Source organism: Bradyrhizobium sp. 6(2017), from assembly GCF_011058295.2.
Classification (GTDB): Bacteria; Pseudomonadota; Alphaproteobacteria; order Rhizobiales; family Xanthobacteraceae; genus Bradyrhizobium; species Bradyrhizobium septentrionale.
The window spans coordinates 9,815,860-9,834,208 of sequence record NZ_CP049289.2 but is presented as its reverse complement, the minus strand read 5'-3'; the positions used below and the strand labels follow the sequence as shown (position 1 = coordinate 9,834,208).

The following is an 18,349-nucleotide window of genomic DNA, read 5'->3' as shown; positions in this document are numbered from 1 at the left end:
GGAAACATTATGCCCATCGGTGAATTTGGCGGTGCCCCGCCACTAGCGGCGGAAGGCGGTCCGGGACTCACGACGCCGCTGTACTGGATGTACGAAATGGCACAGGCATCGCTCAATCCGGCGCGCGCGGTGACCGACGCCACCAAGATCCTGTTTCAGAACCCGCTCAATCCGTGGACCCACACCCAGCTCGGCAAATCGATCGCGGCCAGCTGCGAGCTGTTCGAGCGCACGACGCGCCGCTACGGCAAGCCCGACTGGAACCTGCCGACGACCGAGGTCAACGGCATCCGCACGCCGGTCGAGGTTCGCTCGATCTGGGAGAAGCCGTTCTGCCGCCTGCTGCATTTCGATCGCAAGCTGACGCGTCCGCTGCGCTCGCCGCAGCCGCGCGTGCTGATCGTGGCGCCGATGTCGGGCCACTATGCGACGCTGCTGCGCGGCACGGTCGAGGCGTTCCTGCCGACGCATGAGGTCTACATCACCGACTGGGCGGATGCGCGCATGGTGCCGCTTGCGGCCGGCCGGTTCGATCTCGACGACTACGTCGATTACCTGATCGAGATGCTGCACGCACTCGGCGGCAACATGCATGTGATTGCGGTGTGCCAGCCCTCGGTGCCGGTGGTTGCGGCGGTCTCGGTCATGGAAGCCAACCACGATCCGTTCGTGCCGTTGTCGATGACGCTGATGGGCGGCCCGATCGACACAAGGCGCAATCCGACCGCGGTCAACAACCTCGCCGAAGAGCGCGGCATCGAGTGGTTCCGCAACAACGTCATCACCAAGGTGCCGTTCCCGCATCCGGGCGTGATGCGCGACGTCTATCCGGGCTTCCTGCAGCTCAACGGCTTCATCAGCATGAACCTGGATCGGCACATGGACGCGCACAAGGCGCTCTTCGCCAATCTGGTGAAGGGTGACGGCGACCTCGTCGACAAGCACCGCGAATTCTATGACGAATATCTCGCCGTGATGGACCTCACAGCGGAGTATTACCTGCAGACCGTCGACCTCGTGTTCGTCAAGCACGCGCTGCCGAAGGGCGAGATGACCCATCGTGGCAAGCCGGTCGATCCCTCGAAGATCCGCCGTGTCGCGCTGATGACGGTGGAAGGCGAGAAGGACGACATCTCTGGCCTCGGCCAGACCGAGGCGACGCACGCGCTCTGCACGGCGATTCCGAACCATCGCCGCGTGCACTATGTGCAGAAGGGCGTCGGGCACTACGGCGTGTTCAACGGCTCGCGGTTCCGCTCCGAAATCGTGCCGCGGATCTCCGATTTCATGGTTTCGGCGGCCAATACGCGGCTTTCCTTAGTCGCTGCGGCCGAATAGGTATCGCCCCGGCCGCGATTTTCGCGGTCGCGCAAGCCACTGATTTAACTAAAAGAATCTCAAATCAGGCAGGGCTCAAGGGGTGAATATGGCTTCATCCTATGAACCTTGCTTGCGAGTCCGATTCATCAGAAAAATTCCGGTTCCGACCCCTGCCGGTAGAGGTCAATTAACGGCCAGCCCCTGTATATTGGGCAAATGATTTGTTTTTGCGCCGAGCGCTTTCCCTGGCGGCGGATATGGCAAAGTTCGGGCGAACTCCTGCTCCCCGGACTCTCAGAAATGGCTATTCGCGCGCTCCTTTATCGGCGGCCTGCCGAACCCGCGACCGTATTGGTCAGACACGGCTCCCAGTTCTTCACCGTCAGGCTGCGGCGGCACAGGCGCGCGCGCCGCTACACCCTCAGGATACATCCGACCGATCGTGAAGCGATCCTGACGATGCCGCCGCGCGGCACGATTATCGAAGCCAAGGAGTTCGCCAATCTCCATGGCGGCTGGATTGCTGCCCGTCTCGGCCGATTGCCGAAGGCCGCACCGTTCCAGCCCGGCACGGTGGTGCCGCTGCGCGGCGTGCCGCATCGGCTGGTGCATCGCTCGGGCGAGCGCGGCACGGTGTGGACCGAGACGCGCGACAGCGGCGAGAAGATCCTGTGCGTCGCCGGCGGCGTCGAGCACATGGATCGCCGGGTGCATGACTTCCTCAAGCGCGAGGCGCGCAAGGATCTGCAGAAGTCAGCGCAGCTGCACGCCGCGGAACTCGGCGTGCGGGTGCGGCGGATCTCGATCCGCGATCAGTCCAGCCGTTGGGGCTCGTGCACCTCGGCTGGCTCGCTGTCGTTCTCGTGGCGGCTGATTCTCGCACCGCCCTTCGTGCTCGATTACCTCGCCGCGCATGAGGTCGCCCATCTCGTCGAGATGAACCACTCGGCGCGGTTCTGGCGGGTGGTCGACAAGGTCTGCGCCTCGGTCACGCGCGCCAAGAATTGGCTCGACACCCACGGCAACGACCTGCACCGCTACGGCATTCAGGAATAGGCGGCGCTGTCTCCGCCACCTTTGCTGTCATCGCCCGCGAAAGCGGGCGATCCAGTATTCCAGAGGCATTTGTCATTGAGCCGATAGGCCGCGGCGTACTGGATCCCCGCATTCGCGGGGATGACAGTCGGAGTGTGATGCGACCTGCCTGGCTAGCGCCTATCGAAACAACCGATCGGCCAGCCAGCCATCCAGTCCCGCCGCAGCCTCGGGCCGCGCGTTCGGGTTGGGTGGCACCGACGCGCGTGCCGGCGTCGGCGGGGGCGGGCGATAATAGCCGCCGCCGGATGGGACCGGCGCGGGCGGCGGTGTCTGGGTCTGCGGTTGGATCTGCATCGGTGCCGACGGCGCGGTGATCTGCGAGGATATCTGCACCAGATTCGCCGGCGCCCAGCTGCCTTGCGAGTTCGGGATTGCCGCGACCGGCACGCCCTGAAGCGCTGATTTCATAAAGCGGGTCCACACTTCGACCGGTAGCCCGCCGCCGGTTGCCTTCTTGGTCGGCGAATTGTCGTCATTGCCGAGCCAGACGCCGGTGACGAGCTTGGCGGTGTAGCCGATGAACCAGGCGTCGCGGTAATCCTGGCTGGTGCCGGTCTTGCCGGCGGCGGTCCAGCCCGGGATTTCCGCCTTGCGCGCGGTGCCCGAGATCAGCGTCTCGCGCATCATGCTGTTCATCATCGCATCATAGCGCGGCTCGATCACCTGGTTGGGCGGATCGGCCGGGCGGTCATAGAGCAGCTTGCCCGTGCTGGTGCGGATCTTGGTCACCACATGCGGCGAGACGCTGTAGCCGCCATTGGCGAACGGTGCATAGGCGCCGACCAATTCGATCACGGACACTTCCGAGGTGCCGAGCGCGATCGAGACGTTGGGCTCGAGCTTCGAGGAGATGCCGAGCCGATGCGCGGTGCGCACCACATTCTTGGCGCCGACCTCGACGCCGAGCCGCACCGCGACCGTGTTCAGCGACATCGCCAGCGCCTGGGTCAACGTCACCGAGCCGAAATATTCGTGGGTGTAGTTCTCCGGTTTCCAGCCCTTGATGTCGAGCGGCGCGTCGGTGCGGATCGTGTCCGGCGTCAGCCCTGCTTCGACCGCGGTGAGATAGACGAACGGCTTGAACGCCGAGCCCGGCTGCCGCTTTGCGGTGACCGCGCGATTGTACTGGCTCTCGGCATAGTTCCGGCCGCCGACCATGGCGCGCACCGCGCCGTCGGGCGTCATCGCCACCAGCGCGCCCTGGCTGACATTGAACTTCACGCTCTTGGCGGCGAGCTCGTCGATGACGGCGGCTTCCGCGACGTTCTGCAGCTTCGGATCGATCGTGGTCTGCACCACGATGTCCTGGTCGATCTGGCCGACCAGGTCGTCGAGCACTTCGCCGATCCAGTCGGCGACATAGTTCACGGTGCCGGCACCGGCCGGCTTCACCGCGATCGAGGGCTGGCCGATCGAGGCCTTTGCCTGCGCCTCGGTGATGAACTTGGCGTCGGCCATCGCCGCGAGCACGATTTGCGCGCGCTGCTCCGCGCCCTCAGGGTTGCGGTTCGGCGCCAGCCGCGACGGCGACTTGACGAGGCCCGCGAGCATCGCGGCTTCCGGCAGCGTCACGTTCTTCGCCGACTTGCCGAAATAGCGCTGCGCGGCGGCCTCGACGCCGTAGGCGCCGGAGCCGAAATAGACGCGGTTGAGGTAGAGCTCGAGGATCTCGTTCTTGGAATGCTTGCGTTCCAGCCACAGCGCGAGCTCGGCCTCCTGCAGCTTGCGCTGCATGGTGCGCTCCTGGGTCAGGAACAGGTTCTTGGCGAGCTGCTGTGTCAGGGTCGAGCCGCCCTGCGAGACGCCGCGATGCAGGATGTTGGTCACCGCGGCGCGCAGGATGCCGACCGGGTCCACGCCGAAATGCGAATAGAAGCGGCGGTCCTCGATGGCGATGAACGCCTTCGGCAGATAGGGCGGCAGATCCTTCAACGCGATGTTGGCGCCGGCCATTTCGCCGCGCTGCGCCAGCACGCTGCCGTCGATGCCGACGATCTGGATGGTCGGCGGTCGCTTGGGAATTTCCAGTGACTGGATCGGCGGCAGATGCGCGCCGACCCACACCACGACACCGATCACCGCAATGCCGGCCCATAGCCCGAGTACCGCGGTCCAATAGAACAGCCGGCCGATGCCAAATCCGCGCGACTTGCTCCGCCGCTTGCTGCCGCTGCGCGAGGGGCGCGGTTTCTCGCTACCGGAATCGCCGCTCTTGTCACTGCTCTTGGACTTGGATTTGGCGGGTTTGTCGTCGCCGCCGCCGGGAATGCGATCGGACGGCGACAGTCTGAGGTCGGCAAGCGCGGCCGGAAGCCCGAACAGCGGCTCCTTGCGCGCACCGCCTTTTTTACGTCCCCACGTCATCCGCAACGCTCACACCCTGACCGCGGGCACGCTAGCGTTCCCGGTTTAAGGGGCGGTTACGCAAAGCTTAACGGGGGATTAGGAGGTGAGGCGGCGCGTTGCTAAATAAGGATGGAACAAAGAAACAGGGAGCACCGCATGGGCCATATCGATCCAACCAAGGAAGTGTTTGCGCAATTCCGGGACAACAACCGGCCGGGCCCGATCCACATGCTCAATCTGGTGCGCCTGCGTGAATGGGCCGCCTATCCCGACGGCCGCAAGGCGACCGGCGCCGAAGCCTATGCCGCCTATGGTCGCGAGAGCGGCCCGGTGTTCGAGCGGCTCGGCGGCCGCATCGTCTGGCAGGGCCGTTTCGAATTGATGCTGATCGGTCCGCAAGAGGAGCGCTGGGACCATTGCTTCATCGCCGAGTATCCGAGCGTCGAAGCCTTCGTCGAAATGATCCGCGACCCCGTCTATCGCGAGGCGGTCAAGCACCGCCAGGCTGGCGTCGAGGATTCGCGGCTGATCCGCCACGCGATGCTGCCGGTCGGGAAGACGTTTGGCGAGATTCCGAAGTGAGACCGCGTTAGCGCGAGGGGAATCTCTATCACCGTCATCCTGAGGTGCGAGCCTTGCGGTGCGCTTGCACCGCTGGGCGAGCCTCGAAGGATGTACGGCCACAGTTGGGCCGTCGACCCTTCGAGACGCGCTACGCGCTCCTCAGCGTGACGGGAATAGAGCGCGTATGGACGAAAAAACAAAATCGGCGGCGCCCGGAGGCCGCCGATTGCATCTCGAACCTGCGCGAAGCGCTAGCCCGTTGGGCCGGCGTCCTCGAGGATCGGGCCGAACAGCTCCCAGCGCTCGCCGTTGAACTTCATCATCTGCAGCTGCTTGTTGACGCGGTAGTCGTCCGGCGTGGTGTTGCCCTTGATGCCGGGCAGCGCGAGGTCGAGCTCGACATTCTTCAGGTTGGTCGCCTGCTTCAGCACGTTCTCGCGGGTCAGGTCGTCGCCGCACTGCTTGAGCACGTGAACCAACAGCTGCGCAGTGGAATAGCCGTAGCCGTTGAAGCTCGAATCCTTATCGCCGTCCGGATAGTATTTCGCCATCATGTCGAAGTAGCGCTTCATGCCCGGATCGTCCTTCCAGGTCGGATCGAGCGGGTCCTTGCCGTAGCTGACGCTGATCACGCCCTTGGAGGCCTCGAGTCCGGCCGGTTTCATCACCGCGCCGACCGATGTGGCGTTGATGTCGAGGATGTGCACCGGCTTCCAGCCGAGTTCGGCGATCTTCTTGATCGCCTGCGCCGCCTGCTTCGGCGTCGAGGCCGAGAAGAACAGGTCCGCGCCGGCATCCTTGATCTTGAGGATCTGCGAATCGATGGTCGGGTCGGACACCTCATAGGAGGCTTCGGCCACGATCATCTTCGCCGACTTGTCGCCGAGGCCGGCCTTGATGCCGTTCAGATAGTCCTTGCCGAGGTCGTCGTTCTGATAGAGCACGCCGATCTTGGCGTTCGGATACTCCTTCAGGATGTACTGGCCGTAGATGCGGCCTTCGCTGAAATAGTTCGGGTTAAAGCCGAGCGTCCATGGGAAGTTCTTCGGGTCGGTGAACTTCGAGGCGCCGGTGGCGGCGAACAGCTGCGGCACCTTCTTGCCGTTGAGATATTTCTGCACGGCGGCGTTCGACGGCGTGCCGATGATCTGGAAAGTCAGCAGCACCTCGTCGCTTTCGACGAGCTTGCGCACCTGCTCGACCGCTTTCGGCGGCGAATAGGCGTCGTCATACTGGATCAGGTTGATCTTGCGGCCGTTCACGCCGCCCTGGTCGTTGATCATCTTGATGTAGGCGGCCTGGGCCTTGCCGATCGTGGCGTAAGCGGATGCCGGGCCACTGAAGGGCACGGTCTGGCCGACCTTGATCTCGGTATCGCTCGCGCCGGTGTCGTATTTCTTCTGCGCGGAGGCCGACGTTACAGACAGCGCGACTGCGAGCGCCGTTCCCGTAACCAGACGTAAAATCCCGTTCCTCATCATGCTGTTTCCCTCACGTGACTGATGGTTGGCCGATGATCTTGTCCGCAGGTTCAAGCCCCGCGGTCGCCATCGCTTGCGCCGGATACTGGCGGAACGCTTGCTGCAACGCAAGACGAGCGGCGCCGAAAAGGTGAGCGATTTCAGTCAACGAAAGTAGGGGGCGATGCGGAAAGGAGGGTGGGCCGCGGAGAGGCGCTGCGCCGGCTTTTGTCCGATCTCTTGCTTACCTCTCCCGCTTGCGGGGGAGGTCGGATTGCATCGAAGATGCAATCCGGGTGGGGGCTCACGTGACTCGTGGAGAGACCCCCACCCCAACCCTCCCCCGCAAGCGGGAGAGGGAGTAGAGCCTCGATGCGGCGCGACCTAACCCGCCGGTCCGGTGTCCTCGATGATCGGGCCGAACAGCTCCCAGCGCTCGCCGTTGAACTTCATCATCTGCATCTGCTTGTTGATGCGATAGTCGTTCGGCCCCGTCGTGATCGACATGCCCGGCAGCGCGAGACTCGGCACGAACTTCTTCAGGCTGGTCACCTGCTTCATCAGGTTGTCGCGGGTGAGGTCGTCGCCGCACTGTTTCAGCACCTGGATCAAAAGCTCGGCCGTCGAGTAGCCGTAGGTGTTGACGGTGTTGAGCTTGTCGCCTTCCGGATAATACTTGTCCATGAAGGCGAAATAGGCCTTCACGCCGGGATCGTCCTTCCACTGCGGATCGGCGGGGTCCTTGCCGTAATTGGTCGAGATGATGCCCTTGGAGATGTCGAGGCCCGCGGGCTTCAGCGTCGCCGAAACCGGGCTCGCATTGATGTCGAGGATGTGCACCGGGGTCCAGTTGAGGTCGGCGATCTTGCGGATCGCTTGCGCGGCGAATTTCGGCGTCGAGGCGTCATAGATCAGATCGGCGCCGGAGGCCCTCAGCTTGACGATCTGGGAATCCACCGTCGGGTCGGTCAGCTCGTAGGACACCTCGGCGACGATCATGCTGGCGGCCTTGTCGCCGAGCCCGCTCTTCAGGCCGGTGATGTAGTCGCGGCCGAGATCGTCGTTCTGGTAGAAGATGCCGATCTTGGCGTTGGGGTGATTGGCCAGGATGTATTTTGCGTAGATGCGTCCCTCGGACTGGTAGTTCGGGTTGAACGCGATGGTCCACGGCGCATTCTGCGGGTCGGAGAAGCGCGAGGCGCCGGTGGAGGCGAGCAGCTGCGGCACCTTCTTGGTATTCAGATATTTCTGCACGGCGGCATTTGATGGCGTGCCGATGATCTGGAAGGTGAACAGCACCTCGTCGCCTTCGACCAGCTTGCGCACCTGCTCGACCGCCTTCGGCGGCGAATAGGCATCGTCATACTGGATCAGGTTCAGCTTGCGGCCGTTGATGCCGCCCTGATCGTTGATCATCTTGAGGTAGGCCGCCTGGGTCTTGCCGATGCCGGCATAGGCGGATGCGGGGCCCGAGAACGGCACGGTCTGGCCGATCTTGATCTCGGTGTCGGTCGCGCCGATGTCGTATTTCTTCTGCGCGGCGGCCGGTGTAACCGACAACGCGATGGCAAGCGCTGTCGCAGCGAGCAATTGCACGCTCCTCATGTCCGTGACCTCCCATGTTGCCGGTGATCTTGTCCGCAAGCCTCAAGCCGGCGGATGTCACCGTTATCAGGGATGATGGAGGAAGCGTGGTTGCATTGCAAGGCGATGCGCCCTGCGCGCAGTGTCGCGTTTGAGCACGATCCGGAAAAGTGTGAAGCGATTTTCCGAGGGGATCATGCTGCAGAAAGCAAAAGCGCGCCCGCGCCTTAAGCGAGCCAGAGCTGGATCAGCGCCAGCGCCGCAGGTGCCGCCTGCACATAAAGGATGCGCCGGCTGACGGTGGCGGCGCCGTAGACGCCGGCGACGATCACGCAGAGCAGGAAGAATGTCTTGATCTGGAACGCGAAGGCCGGATTGCCGTGGACCAGGCCCCAGATCAGTCCGGCGGCGAGGAAGCCGTTATAGAGCCCTTGATTGGCGGCGAGCACGGCCGAGTCGGTCGCCTTCTCGATCGAGTTGCGAAACGTCTTCAGCCCGAGCGGCTTGGTCCACAGGAACATCTCGAGCACAAGGAAATAGATGTGTAGCATGGCCACCACCGCGACCAGAACCTTGCCAAGCCAAAGCATGATGCGGTCCCCCTTAACCGGAATTCGGGTGGACGCTAGCACGCGGGCGGTGAATTGTATGCCGAGCGACTGTTTCCGAGCGATGACCATGGCCGACCGCAAGACTGCACAGAGCTTCAACCTCGACCGCCTCAAGACGCCGATCGGCACCGCGCTGCTGGTGACCGATGACGACGGCGTGCTACGCGCGCTTGACTGGGACGACTATGAAGGACGCATGCTCGAGCTGCTGCGGCTGCACTATGGCGCGGTGACGCTGCGGGACGGCCGCGCGCCGGCGGCGATGCGCAAGGCGCTCGCCGATTACTTCAAGGGCGATCTCGATCGGCTCGCGGATGTCGAATGGCGCGTCGCCGGCACGCCGTTCCAGCAGAAGGTCTGGCACGCGCTGCCGAAGATTTCGCCCGGCACCACCATGAGCTACGGCGCGCTGGCGGCGAAACTGAAAGTGCCGAACGCGATGCGTGCGGTCGGCCACGCCAACGGCTCCAACCCGATCAGCGTCGTCGTGCCTTGCCACCGCCTGATCGGCGCCAACGGCTCACTGGTCAAATATGGCGGTGGGCTGGAGCGCAAGCGCTGGCTGCTGCGGCACGAGGGCGTGGAGATATGAAGCGTTTCGAGCGAAGTGGACGCCGGTTCGCGTAAAGAAAACGCGTCAAAACACAAAGCCAGAGTTTCGGTTCTGATTCAATCAGAGCCGAAATGCTCTAGCGGCCCATTTCATCAGCCGCCCGAGGCGATCAATCGAGATCTTCGCTCGGCATGTTTCGCAGATCGCGCACGATATAGAGGAACACAATGAGCGAAGGCACCCATGCGAGTATCGCTCCTACCAGCATCGCATCGACCGTCGTCATGGGGACTCCTTTGCGCGTTGCCAGAGCGTTTTCGAGCGAAGCCTGTCCCGCACTTGATGCGGGATGGACGCCGGTTCGCGTGAAGAAAACGCGTCAAAACAAAAGTCTGGTCCTGGCCGTCAGACCAGTTTCCTCGCCGGGCCGCGGCTGCCGGGGAAGGGATAGAGCCACTTCCAATAGGCCTTGTTGCGCTCCAATTGCTGCTTGTAGATCTCGCGGCACTTCACGGAGCAGAACTGCTCGAAATGCCAGCTGTGCCGGATCAGCCCGAACGGGCGCTTGCACCCCGGATTCCCGCAACGGCCGGTCATGACGCGGCCTCCGCATTCGCGCGCCATAGCCAGCGAGTGAATTCCTCCTGAGCTTTGTACAGGCAGAGGCGTCCGCAGTAGCGTTCACCCGCCGGATTTCGCAAACTGATGATCTTGGGCTCTTCGCTGTCACACTGGGCGCAGCGCGGTTCCGCTCGCATGGCGACCTCCTTCCGAGGAATTGCCATTTGCCAATCAAAATGTCTGATGCTGTCTCTGATGCTGTCCTGGCCGTCGATCTTTGCGAAGGACGACGGCGCGAAATCTCGCGCCACCATCGTCCAGGCGCAACTTGTCCTGATGTTTGGCGGCATCATCCTTGCGTATGTCTGATGTGAACTCATTCGCCGGGCGCGCTTCCGTTCTGCGCCAGGGCCGTGTCGAGGCATTTGATCAGGACGTCGCCGTCGAAGGGCTTGCTCAGAAAGCAGATCGCTCCCGCCCTCAGGGCCCGGGCGCGATCGCTTTCGACGGAGAAGGCGGTGACGAAAATGAACGGAAAGCGCCGTCCGCTGGCAATCAAATGGCTCTGCAGGTCGAGCCCGCTCATGGCCGGCATCCGGACGTCCGCTATCACGCAGGATGTTTCATTCAGATGGGGCGAGTGCAGGAATTCCTCGGCCGACGCGTAGGTCTCGACTGCGTAGCCGAGCGACCTGACGAGATTGTGGGTCGCGGCGCGAACCGACATGTCATCGTCGATGATGGATATCATTGGCGGGTGGGACAAGGAGGTCCTTCCTGGGACGGCCAGAACGGGCTTTGGTCTGTGCGCGGACGCCTGGGCACAGTGCGTCGCCAGTCAGGATCGGAGAATCATACTTAGGTTTGCGGGCCGCCGGATGCCGGTCCGATCCGGAGGATCTGCGCCATTTTGACCAGATCCGGCAGCGATTTCGCCGCCATTTTCCGCATGATGTGGCCGCGGTGTATCTTCACCGTGATCTCGGCCACCCCGATTTCGGCTGCGACCTGTTTGTTCATGAGCCCTGCGGTGACGAGGGTCATGATCTGGCGCTCGCGGGCGGTCAGGGTCGCGAAGGCTGCGCGCAGGTGTGCAAGGGCCTTGGCCTCATCGCGACGATTTCGGTCGCGCTCGATCGCCGTCGTGACGGCATCCAGCATGTCCTGGTCGCGGAACGGCTTGGTCAGGAAGTCGACAGCTCCGGCCTTCATGGCCCTGACCGTCATCGGGATATCGCCATGGCCGGTCATGAAGATGATCGGGATATGAATGTCGGCCTTGGCCAGCTCGGCCTGAAAGTCGAGGCCGCTCAGTCGGGGCAGCCTGATGTCCAGGATCAGGCAGCTCGGGACATCCGGGGGCTTGTGCTGGAGAAATTCATGGGCCGATCCGAACACTTCGGTCCGCAGCCCGACCGACCGGAAAAGATTGCTCAGCGAGTCCCGCACCGACGGGTCGTCGTCGACGACGAAGACGGCCGGATCGCCGGCGCTTGCGTGCGTGGGAGGTGATGCCACGGGTCCGGTCACCATGCATGATCCTCTTCACGCAATGGCAAGGTGAACTGGAATGTCGCGCCGGGGCCGGCATTTCCGGCCACGGACAGGCGACCCCGGTGGGCTTCGACGATCGAGCGACAGATCGACAACCCCATTCCCATGCCGCTGGCCTTGGTGGTGTAGAAGGCGTCGAACAGCCGGTCGGCATTCTCGGTTGTTATCCCGACGCCGCAGTCGGTGACCGTGACCAGGATTTGCCCGGCATCGTCATGCTTGGCGGGATCGATGCGTGTCCGGATCACGAGTTCGCGCGGCCGGTCCGTGACCGGCTGCATCGCCTCGATGCCGTTGAGGACCAGGTTGAGGATGACTTGCTGCAGCTGGACACGGTCGGCGATAACAGGCGGCAGCGCGGGAGCGAGGTCCAGCTGCAGGGAAATCTGGTGGCTCTGCAGTTCATGCTGTACCAGGCCGATCACCTCGTTGATGGCCGCATTGATGTCGAGCGGCGCCTTCTGATCGGTCGTCTTGTTCACTAGGGCGCGGACACGCTGGATGACCTCGCCCGCCCGGTTGCCGTCGCTGATGATCGACCTGACCGCCCCGCGGGCTTCGTTCAGATCGGGAGCCGCCCGGTTGAGCCACCGCAGGCATGCCGCGGCGTTGGTGACCACGGCGGCAAGCGGCTGGTTCACTTCATGGGCGATCGACGCCGCGAGCTCGCCGAGCGCCGTCACGCGCGTGACGTGGGCTAGGTTGGTCTGCGCTTCGTGCAATTCGGCCTCGGCCCGCTTGCGGGCAGTCACGTCGGTGACCGCACCGATAAATTCGGTGTCGCCCGAGATGTTCGCCACCGCATGCGCCCGGGCGTGGACATATTTGATCGCCCCATTGGGCATCAGCAATCGGTAGCCGTGCTCGAAGTCCTTGCCGTCGAGCGAGGCGCGGTCGATGGTCCGTTGCACGCGGGCGCGATCGTCCGGATGGACGCGTTGAAGGACCGTGTCATGCTTGATGCAAGGCGCCTTGTCGAACGCGAAGATTCTGAAGGTTTCTTCCGACCAGATCATCTCGCCGCTGGCGAGGTGCCAGCCAAAGCTGCCGGTGTGGCTCAATCGCTGGGCTTCGGTCAGGTACATTTCACTCTGCTGCAGCGCATTCTCGGCCTGCTTGCGTTCGGTAATATCCTCACATGCGATCAGGACAATCAACTGATCGCCCAGCCGCCGCACGGCTTTGGCATTTTCACGAACCCAAAGCCTTGAACCGTCCTTGCGGACCTTGCGGATTTCCCAACTATGTGTCTGGCCGATATTGTCGAGGCAGGCCGCGACGTTGCGCAGGACCATATCCCGGTCTTCGGCGGCAAACACCCGCAGCACGGATTGTCCGAGCAGTGCGTCGACGGTGTAGCCGAGTTGTGCCGCGCCGAACGTGTTGACCGACAGGACGAGGCCCGTTGCGTCGACCATGAAGTACATGACCGGGTTGTGCTCGAACACCTCCTTCCACTGCGCTTCGCTGTTGCGCAGCGCCTCGATCGCGCGCTCTTCGCCGCTGGCCCGACCGCGCAAGGCGGCTTCCATCTGCCTTTGGGTGCGGCCCACCACACGCATCATGAGCAATGCAGCGGCGAGCGCGGCGACCAGCGCCGCCAGGGCAGCCAGATGAGCGGTCGCTGCGGGCTCCGGACCGAGCAACAGCCCAGCGCAGGTTCCTGCCCAAGCCAGCACCATGCCGCCGAGCAGCCATTGCTCGGTCGACCAGGGCTTCGTGGTCGGATTGCGCATCATCGGCAGCACCAGCATTTGGCCGTCATGGGCCGCGCTGCGTCGCTAGGTGACCGCTATCATCAGCGGCGACAACGTCGCCCTCCTAACAGGCTGTATCCTAGCAGCTTTCTCGGCGTCCGGACGAGATCGTGGGGCCCTGTGGCAATCCGCCCGCGCGCGTCAAGTCGCGTGGAACGCGAAATCACCTGATACGCTCAAATTCAGGTTGCGGTTAAACCTAAGTATGTTGTCCCCATCCGAATGTAACGGCCGGATCAACCTCCGTTCAATGGCGCGTTCCTTCCCGGCGACTACGCTTGTTGGGTAATTCGATAACAGTAGGCATCCCGGATTCAGCAGTCGCCGATCAGAGATCTGGAGGTTGAAATTGCCGAACGCTCGCCTGCATTTGATCCTTTGCTCCGATGACATCGCGCACGAGACGCGGGGTCAGAGACGCGACCGCAGCTTCCAGCCATCCGTGATCGACGGTGGCAAGCAGACAGCGAGCGTGCCGGTCGACAACCCCTGGACCAACAATTGGATCGATCTGCTCGACGTCTTCGATTTTGGCGTTGTGGTCTGTCATGCCAGCTACCTGGCCTTGCTGGGGGCGAGCCTGGCGGCGCTGCAGCCGCAATTAGACATGTGAGATCCAGGGCCGTAGCCCGCCCTAGACTCTAAGTCCGGCAGGCTGCCGGGACCGACGCGCTGGCTGCTCACGCCTGGGTCGCGCAAAACGGGTCCGACAACAGCCTCCGTGAGAGCCCGGAATCCACTCCCCGTCTAGCCCCGGCCCTGATGGATTCCGGGCTCAGTTCCCGCAGGCGTCTCCCGAAAGGCGCAGCCTTTCACCGTCATCCCCGCGCAAAGGCTCCGCCTTTGTCGCTGGAGGTGAGAGCCTTGCGGTGCGAGCGTGGCCGTCGATCCTTCGAGACGGCCGCTGCGCGGCCTTCTCAGGATGACGGGTCTTGCATGCGCCGCCTTAACCTACGCCGCCGGCTTCGCGGCCTGGTCCTCGCTCGCAAGCAGATGCAGCAGCGCGCTCTTGATCGCGGCCTGCCGGGTCGGCGCCGTGATCTGGGCGCCGAGCAGGTCGGTGACATAGAACACGTCGCGTGCGCGTTCGCCGAAGGTCGCGACGTGGGCGGAGGCGATGTTGAGGTTGAGCTTCGAGATCGCGGTGGTGAGCTGGTAGAGCAGGCCGGGGCGGTCGAGGCCGGAGACCTCGATCACGGTGTAGCGGTCGGACCACTGGTTGTTGATGGTCACCTCAGGCTCGACGATGAACGGGCGCGCCTTGCTGCGCACCGCACGTTTCGCCACCGCCTCGGGCAGCCGCAGCTTGCCTTCCAGCACGTGCTCGATCATCTCGCCGATCCGCGTCGCGCGGCGGCCTTCATCTTCGTCGCGGTCGTATTCGCGTGAGATCGAGATGGTGTCGAGCGCGCGGCCGTCGGTCGTGGTGTAGATCTGCGCGTCGACGATGTTGGCGCCGGCCGACGCACAGGCGCCGGCGATGATCGACAGCAGCCAGGGATGGTCGGTCGCCAGAATCGTGAGCTCGGTGACGGCGCGGATTTCGTCGAAGCCGACATTGATCGCGAGCTTGTGGCCGGCGTGCTCGCTGGCGCGGATGAAGCGTGCCTGGCGGATCTTGCGTGGCAGCTCGACCTTGAGCCAGTAGGCCGGGTAATGCCGGCCGATATAGGCGTTGAGCTCGGTCTCCGGCCATTCGGTGAAGGCGCGGCGGAATTCGGCTTGCGCCACCGCGATGCGCTGGGCACGGTTGACCTCCGAGAAGCCGCCGGTCAGCACTGGCTCGGTCTCGTAATACAGTGTGCGCAACAGCTGCGCCTTCCAGCCGTTCCAGACACCGGGGCCGACGCCGCGGATGTCGGCGGTGGTCAGGATCGTGAGCAGCTTCATCTGCTCGACCGACTGCACCACGGCGGCGAAATTCTCGATGGTCTTGCGGTCCGACAGGTCGCGCGATTGCGCCACCGTCGACATCGTCAAATGCTCCTCGATCAGCCATGCCACCAGTTCGGTGTCGGCCGCCGAGAAGCCGAGCCGCGGGCACAGCCGCCGTGCCACCTTGGCGCCGGCGATCGAGTGATCCTCGGGCCTGCCCTTGGCAATATCGTGCAACAGCGTCGCGATATAGATCACCGGGCGGTGCTCGGGCTGGATCTTGCGGAACAGGTCGCTGGCGACCGTGAACTCCTCGTTGCCGCCGCGCTCGATGTCCTGCAGGTAGCCGATGCAGCGGATCAGATGCTCGTCCACCGTGTAGTGGTGGTACATGTTGAACTGCATCATCGACACGATCTTGCCGAAGGCGCGGATGAAGTGGCCGAGCACGCCGGTCTCGTTCATCCGCCGCAGCACGGTCTCCGCATTGTCGGAGGTCAGGATCTCCATGAACAGGCGGTTGGCTTCGTCGTTCTCGCGCAGCTGGGTGTTGATCAGCTTCAGCGAGCGCGTCACCGTGCGCATCGCATCGGGATGGAAGGCGAGGTTGTTCTGCTGCGCGAGGCGGAAGATCCGGATGAGATTGACCGGATCGTGCTTGAAGACATCGGGCGCGGCGAGGTTGATGCGGTTGTTGTCGACGATGAAGTCGTCGCTGCCGGCCACCCGCCGCCGCTTGGTGCCGGGCCGGAAGCGCGCCACCATGCGGCTCAGCACCGGCGCCGGCTTGTTGTGCTCCTCCTCGAGCTTGGCGCACAAGATCGCGGTGAGGTCGCCGACGTCTTTTGCGATCAGGAAGTAGTGCTTCATGAAGCGCTCGACGTCCTGCATGCCGGGATGCGAGGTATAGCCGAGTCTAACAGCGATCTCGCGCTGCATGTCGAACGACAGCCGCTCTTCGGCGCGTCCGGCGAAGAAGTGCAGGTTGCAGCGCACCGACCACAGGAAATCGGCGCAGCGGCGGAAGGTGCGGTACTCCTGCACGTCGAACACGCCGCGTTCCAGCAGCTCATCGGTCTCGCGCACCCGGTAGACGTATTTGGCGATCCAGAACAGCGTGTGCAAATCGCGCAGGCCGCCCTTGCCGTCCTTGACGTTGGGCTCGACCAGATAGCGCGACTGGCCGCCGCGGCGATGCCGTTCCTCGCGCTCGGCGAGTTTGGCGGTGACGAACTCCGATGCGGTGCCCTGCACCACTTCCTTGTCGAAGCGCTCGACCAGCTCGTCATAGAGCGGCTGGTCGCCGGTCAGGAACCGCGTCTCCAGGATCGCGGTGCGGATCGTCATGTCGCCGCGCGCCTGGCGGATCGATTCATCGACCGAGCGGGTGGCGTGGCCGACCTTCAGCCCCATGTCCCAGAGGCAATAAAGAATGGCTTCGGCGACCTGCTCGCCCCAGGCGGTCTGCTTGTAGGGCAGGATGAACAACAGATCGATGTCGGATTCCGGCGCCATCAGCCCGCGGCCATAGCCGCCGGTCGCGACCACGGCCATGCGCTCGGCGCCCGAGGGGATCGGCGAGTGATAGAGATGCCGGGTCGCCGCGGCGTAGAGGATGCGGATGATCTCGTCCTGCACGAAGCAGAGCCGTTCGGCGCAGCGGCGGCCGTGGCGATCCTTCAGCAGCAGCGCCTGCGCCGTGGCGCGCGCCGCGATCAGCTCGGCCTTGAGCAGTTGCGCCATCGCGGCGCGGAACTGGTCCTCGCGGCCGGCATGCTGCTCGGCGAGCGCGTTGACCGCCGCGGTGATCCGCTCGGTCTCGAAACGATCATCCGCTTCAGCGCGGCCGTCGGCTACGATGCTGTCCATACGTCCATCCGATATCGGACGAAGCTGTTGCTGTCACTGACCAAAGTATAACGACAGCAGCTCCATGCTCTCTCAACGGCGCTGCGGGCAAGATCGTTCTCGCCCCATCCTGTAAAGGGTAGAGATTTTCTCGTTGACCGCAAGGCTAACTCATTGAAATAAAAGATTGTTTCTTAATCGTATCGAGGAGATCGACGAATGCAGAAATTTTCCCGGCGCGCCTTCGCTGCGCTGCTCGCGGTCTCGACACTCTTGCCCGGCGCGGCGCTTGCCGCCGACGCGCCAAAGGAGATCCGGATCGACTGGGCGACCTACAATCCGGTGTCGATGGTCCTCAAGCAGAAGGGCCTGCTGGAGAAGGAGTTCGCCAAGGACGGCATCAGCATCGTCTGGGTGCAGTCGGCCGGCTCCAACAAGGCGCTCGAATTCCTCAATGCCGGTTCGATCGATCTCGGCTCGACCGCGGGCTCGGCCGCTTTGGTCGCCAGGATCAACGGCAACCCGATCAAGTCGATCTACGTCTATTCGCGTCCCGAATGGACCGCGCTGGTCACCGGCAAGGATTCCAAGATCAGCTCCGTCGCCGACCTGAAGGGTAAGCGCGTCGCGGTGACGCGTGGGACCGATCCGCACATCTTCCTGGTCCGCGCGCTGCTCGGCGCCGGCCTCACCGAAAAGGACATCACGCCGGTGCTGTTGCAGCACGCCGACGGCAAGACCGCGCTGATCCGCGGCGACGTCGACGCCTGGGCCGGCCTCGACCCGATGATGGCGCAGGCCGAGGTCGAGGACGGCGCAAAACTGTTCTATCGCAAGGCCGACGCCAACACCTGGGGCATCCTCAATGTGCGCGAGCAGTTTTTGAAGGACTACCCGGACGTGGTCCGCCGCGTGCTCGCAGCTTACGAGGAGGCGCGGAAATATTCGCTGGCGAACTATGACGAGCTGAAGAAGACCTTCATCGCCGTCACCAAGCTGCCGGACGCGGTGGTCGACAAGCAGCTCAAGGAGCGCACCGAGCTGACCCACAGCCGGATTGGCGCGCCGCAACGCGAATCAATTCTCGCGGCTGGTCTCGCGCTGCAGCAGGCCGGCGTGATCGACGCCAAGACCGACGTCAAGGCCGCGCTCGACAGCCTGATCGATGACCAGGTCCCGTTGCCCACGAATTGATCGCCGCCGTCGTCCCGGCGAAAG

At 63.6% G+C, this 18,349-nt stretch carries 16 protein-coding genes; 7 read left to right on the top strand and 9 right to left on the bottom strand.

The window, feature by feature from the left end; genetic code table 11:
- Positions 1-9: 9 nt before the first annotated feature.
- Both G6P99_RS46725 and G6P99_RS46720 read left to right on the top strand, forming a co-directional pair.
- Positions 10-1,338: a polyhydroxyalkanoate depolymerase gene (locus tag G6P99_RS46725; protein ID WP_029079494.1), complete on the top strand. Its 1,329-nt coding sequence runs from the start codon at positions 10-12 to the stop codon at positions 1,336-1,338.
- Positions 1,339-1,536: 198 nt separating this feature from the next.
- A complete protein-coding gene (locus G6P99_RS46720; RefSeq protein ID WP_029079495.1) occupies positions 1,537-2,376 on the top strand; it encodes a M48 family metallopeptidase in 840 nt (279 codons plus the stop codon).
- A 159-nt stretch (positions 2,377-2,535) separates the two neighbouring features.
- Here the strand turns inward: G6P99_RS46720 and G6P99_RS46715 are convergent, their stop codons facing one another.
- Positions 2,536-4,782, bottom strand: a complete 2,247-nt coding sequence (locus G6P99_RS46715; protein WP_029079496.1) for a transglycosylase domain-containing protein — start codon at positions 4,780-4,782, stop codon at positions 2,536-2,538.
- 138 nt (positions 4,783-4,920) lie between these two features.
- Here G6P99_RS46715 and G6P99_RS46710 point away from each other — a divergent pair, with 138 nt between their 5' ends.
- Positions 4,921-5,346, top strand: a complete 426-nt coding sequence (locus G6P99_RS46710) for a DUF1330 domain-containing protein (protein ID WP_029079497.1) — start codon at positions 4,921-4,923, stop codon at positions 5,344-5,346.
- A 233-nt stretch (positions 5,347-5,579) separates the two neighbouring features.
- On the opposite strand, the gene G6P99_RS46705 is transcribed toward G6P99_RS46710, so the two are convergent.
- From G6P99_RS46705 to G6P99_RS46695, 3 genes are all read right to left on the bottom strand, one after another.
- Positions 5,580-6,806 (bottom strand): ABC transporter substrate-binding protein, encoded by a 1,227-nt coding sequence (locus G6P99_RS46705; protein WP_029079498.1) that lies wholly within the window; start codon positions 6,804-6,806, stop codon positions 5,580-5,582.
- A 366-nt stretch (positions 6,807-7,172) separates the two neighbouring features.
- Positions 7,173-8,393, bottom strand: a complete 1,221-nt coding sequence (locus tag G6P99_RS46700; RefSeq protein WP_029079499.1) for an ABC transporter substrate-binding protein — start codon at positions 8,391-8,393, stop codon at positions 7,173-7,175.
- Positions 8,394-8,599: 206 nt separating this feature from the next.
- Positions 8,600-8,962 (bottom strand): DUF1304 domain-containing protein, encoded by a 363-nt coding sequence (locus G6P99_RS46695; protein ID WP_029079500.1) that lies wholly within the window; start codon positions 8,960-8,962, stop codon positions 8,600-8,602.
- Between the two features lie 88 nt (positions 8,963-9,050).
- Between G6P99_RS46695 and G6P99_RS46690 the strand changes: the two genes are divergently transcribed.
- Complete coding sequence (locus tag G6P99_RS46690) at positions 9,051-9,575, top strand: methylated-DNA--[protein]-cysteine S-methyltransferase (protein ID WP_198031137.1); 525 nt, start codon at positions 9,051-9,053, stop codon at positions 9,573-9,575.
- A 366-nt stretch (positions 9,576-9,941) separates the two neighbouring features.
- Here G6P99_RS46690 and G6P99_RS46685 read toward each other — a convergent pair whose 3' ends face one another.
- A complete protein-coding gene (locus tag G6P99_RS46685) occupies positions 9,942-10,133 on the bottom strand; it encodes a hypothetical protein (protein ID WP_156928452.1) in 192 nt (63 codons plus the stop codon).
- 159 nt (positions 10,134-10,292) lie between these two features.
- On the opposite strand from G6P99_RS46685, the gene G6P99_RS46680 reads away from it, so the two are divergent.
- On the top strand, positions 10,293-10,466 hold the full coding sequence (locus tag G6P99_RS46680; RefSeq protein ID WP_165123016.1) for a hypothetical protein: 174 nt from the start codon (positions 10,293-10,295) through the stop codon (positions 10,464-10,466).
- A gap of 7 nt (positions 10,467-10,473) precedes the next feature.
- Here the strand turns inward: G6P99_RS46680 and G6P99_RS46675 are convergent, their stop codons facing one another.
- From G6P99_RS46675 to G6P99_RS46665, 3 genes are all read right to left on the bottom strand, one after another.
- Positions 10,474-10,824: a response regulator transcription factor gene (locus tag G6P99_RS46675; protein WP_414645610.1), complete on the bottom strand. Its 351-nt coding sequence runs from the start codon at positions 10,822-10,824 to the stop codon at positions 10,474-10,476.
- 131 nt (positions 10,825-10,955) lie between these two features.
- Positions 10,956-11,630, bottom strand: a complete 675-nt coding sequence (locus tag G6P99_RS46670) for a response regulator transcription factor (RefSeq protein ID WP_035976475.1) — start codon at positions 11,628-11,630, stop codon at positions 10,956-10,958.
- Entirely contained in the window at positions 11,624-13,405 is a 1,782-nt protein-coding gene (locus G6P99_RS46665) for a PAS domain-containing sensor histidine kinase (RefSeq protein WP_245284578.1), read from the bottom strand. The genes G6P99_RS46670 and G6P99_RS46665 overlap by 7 nt, the downstream gene beginning before the upstream one ends.
- 352 nt (positions 13,406-13,757) lie before the next feature.
- Between G6P99_RS46665 and G6P99_RS46660 the strand changes: the two genes are divergently transcribed.
- Positions 13,758-14,021 (top strand): hypothetical protein, encoded by a 264-nt coding sequence (locus G6P99_RS46660; RefSeq protein ID WP_029079505.1) that lies wholly within the window; start codon positions 13,758-13,760, stop codon positions 14,019-14,021.
- A gap of 338 nt (positions 14,022-14,359) precedes the next feature.
- On the opposite strand, the gene G6P99_RS46655 is transcribed toward G6P99_RS46660, so the two are convergent.
- Positions 14,360-17,152 carry a [protein-PII] uridylyltransferase gene (locus G6P99_RS46655; RefSeq protein WP_029079506.1) on the bottom strand — a complete coding sequence of 931 codons (2,793 nt, stop codon included), beginning with the start codon at positions 17,150-17,152 and terminating at the stop codon, positions 14,360-14,362.
- Positions 17,153-17,350: 198 nt separating this feature from the next.
- Between G6P99_RS46655 and G6P99_RS46650 the strand changes: the two genes are divergently transcribed.
- The gene (locus tag G6P99_RS46650) at positions 17,351-18,325 is read left to right on the top strand and encodes an aliphatic sulfonate ABC transporter substrate-binding protein (RefSeq protein WP_165126872.1); all 975 of its coding nucleotides are present in this window, start codon (positions 17,351-17,353) and stop codon (positions 18,323-18,325) included.
- The last annotated feature ends 24 nt before the right edge of the window (positions 18,326-18,349 follow it).

Bases quoted from the DNA above. Each gene is read 5' to 3' on its own strand.
- G6P99_RS46725 (WP_029079494.1), top strand. From the start codon at position 10: ATGCCCATCGGTGAATTTGGCGGTGCCCCGCCACTAGCGGCGGAAGGC.
- G6P99_RS46720 (WP_029079495.1), top strand. From the start codon at position 1,537: ATGATTTGTTTTTGCGCCGAGCGCTTTCCCTGGCGGCGGATATGGCAA.
- G6P99_RS46715 (WP_029079496.1), bottom strand. From the start codon at position 4,782: ATGACGTGGGGACGTAAAAAAGGCGGTGCGCGCAAGGAGCCGCTGTTC.
- G6P99_RS46710 (WP_029079497.1), top strand. From the start codon at position 4,921: ATGGGCCATATCGATCCAACCAAGGAAGTGTTTGCGCAATTCCGGGAC.
- G6P99_RS46705 (WP_029079498.1), bottom strand. From the start codon at position 6,806: ATGAGGAACGGGATTTTACGTCTGGTTACGGGAACGGCGCTCGCAGTC.
- G6P99_RS46700 (WP_029079499.1), bottom strand. From the start codon at position 8,393: ATGAGGAGCGTGCAATTGCTCGCTGCGACAGCGCTTGCCATCGCGTTG.
- G6P99_RS46695 (WP_029079500.1), bottom strand. From the start codon at position 8,962: ATGCTTTGGCTTGGCAAGGTTCTGGTCGCGGTGGTGGCCATGCTACAC.
- G6P99_RS46690 (WP_198031137.1), top strand. From the start codon at position 9,051: ATGGCCGACCGCAAGACTGCACAGAGCTTCAACCTCGACCGCCTCAAG.
- G6P99_RS46685 (WP_156928452.1), bottom strand. From the start codon at position 10,133: ATGACCGGCCGTTGCGGGAATCCGGGGTGCAAGCGCCCGTTCGGGCTG.
- G6P99_RS46680 (WP_165123016.1), top strand. From the start codon at position 10,293: ATGGCGACCTCCTTCCGAGGAATTGCCATTTGCCAATCAAAATGTCTG.
- G6P99_RS46675 (WP_414645610.1), bottom strand. From the start codon at position 10,824: ATGTCGGTTCGCGCCGCGACCCACAATCTCGTCAGGTCGCTCGGCTAC.
- G6P99_RS46670 (WP_035976475.1), bottom strand. From the start codon at position 11,630: ATGGTGACCGGACCCGTGGCATCACCTCCCACGCACGCAAGCGCCGGC.
- G6P99_RS46665 (WP_245284578.1), bottom strand. From the start codon at position 13,405: ATGCTGGTGCTGCCGATGATGCGCAATCCGACCACGAAGCCCTGGTCG.
- G6P99_RS46655 (WP_029079506.1), bottom strand. From the start codon at position 17,152: ATGGACAGCATCGTAGCCGACGGCCGCGCTGAAGCGGATGATCGTTTC.
- G6P99_RS46650 (WP_165126872.1), top strand. From the start codon at position 17,351: ATGCAGAAATTTTCCCGGCGCGCCTTCGCTGCGCTGCTCGCGGTCTCG.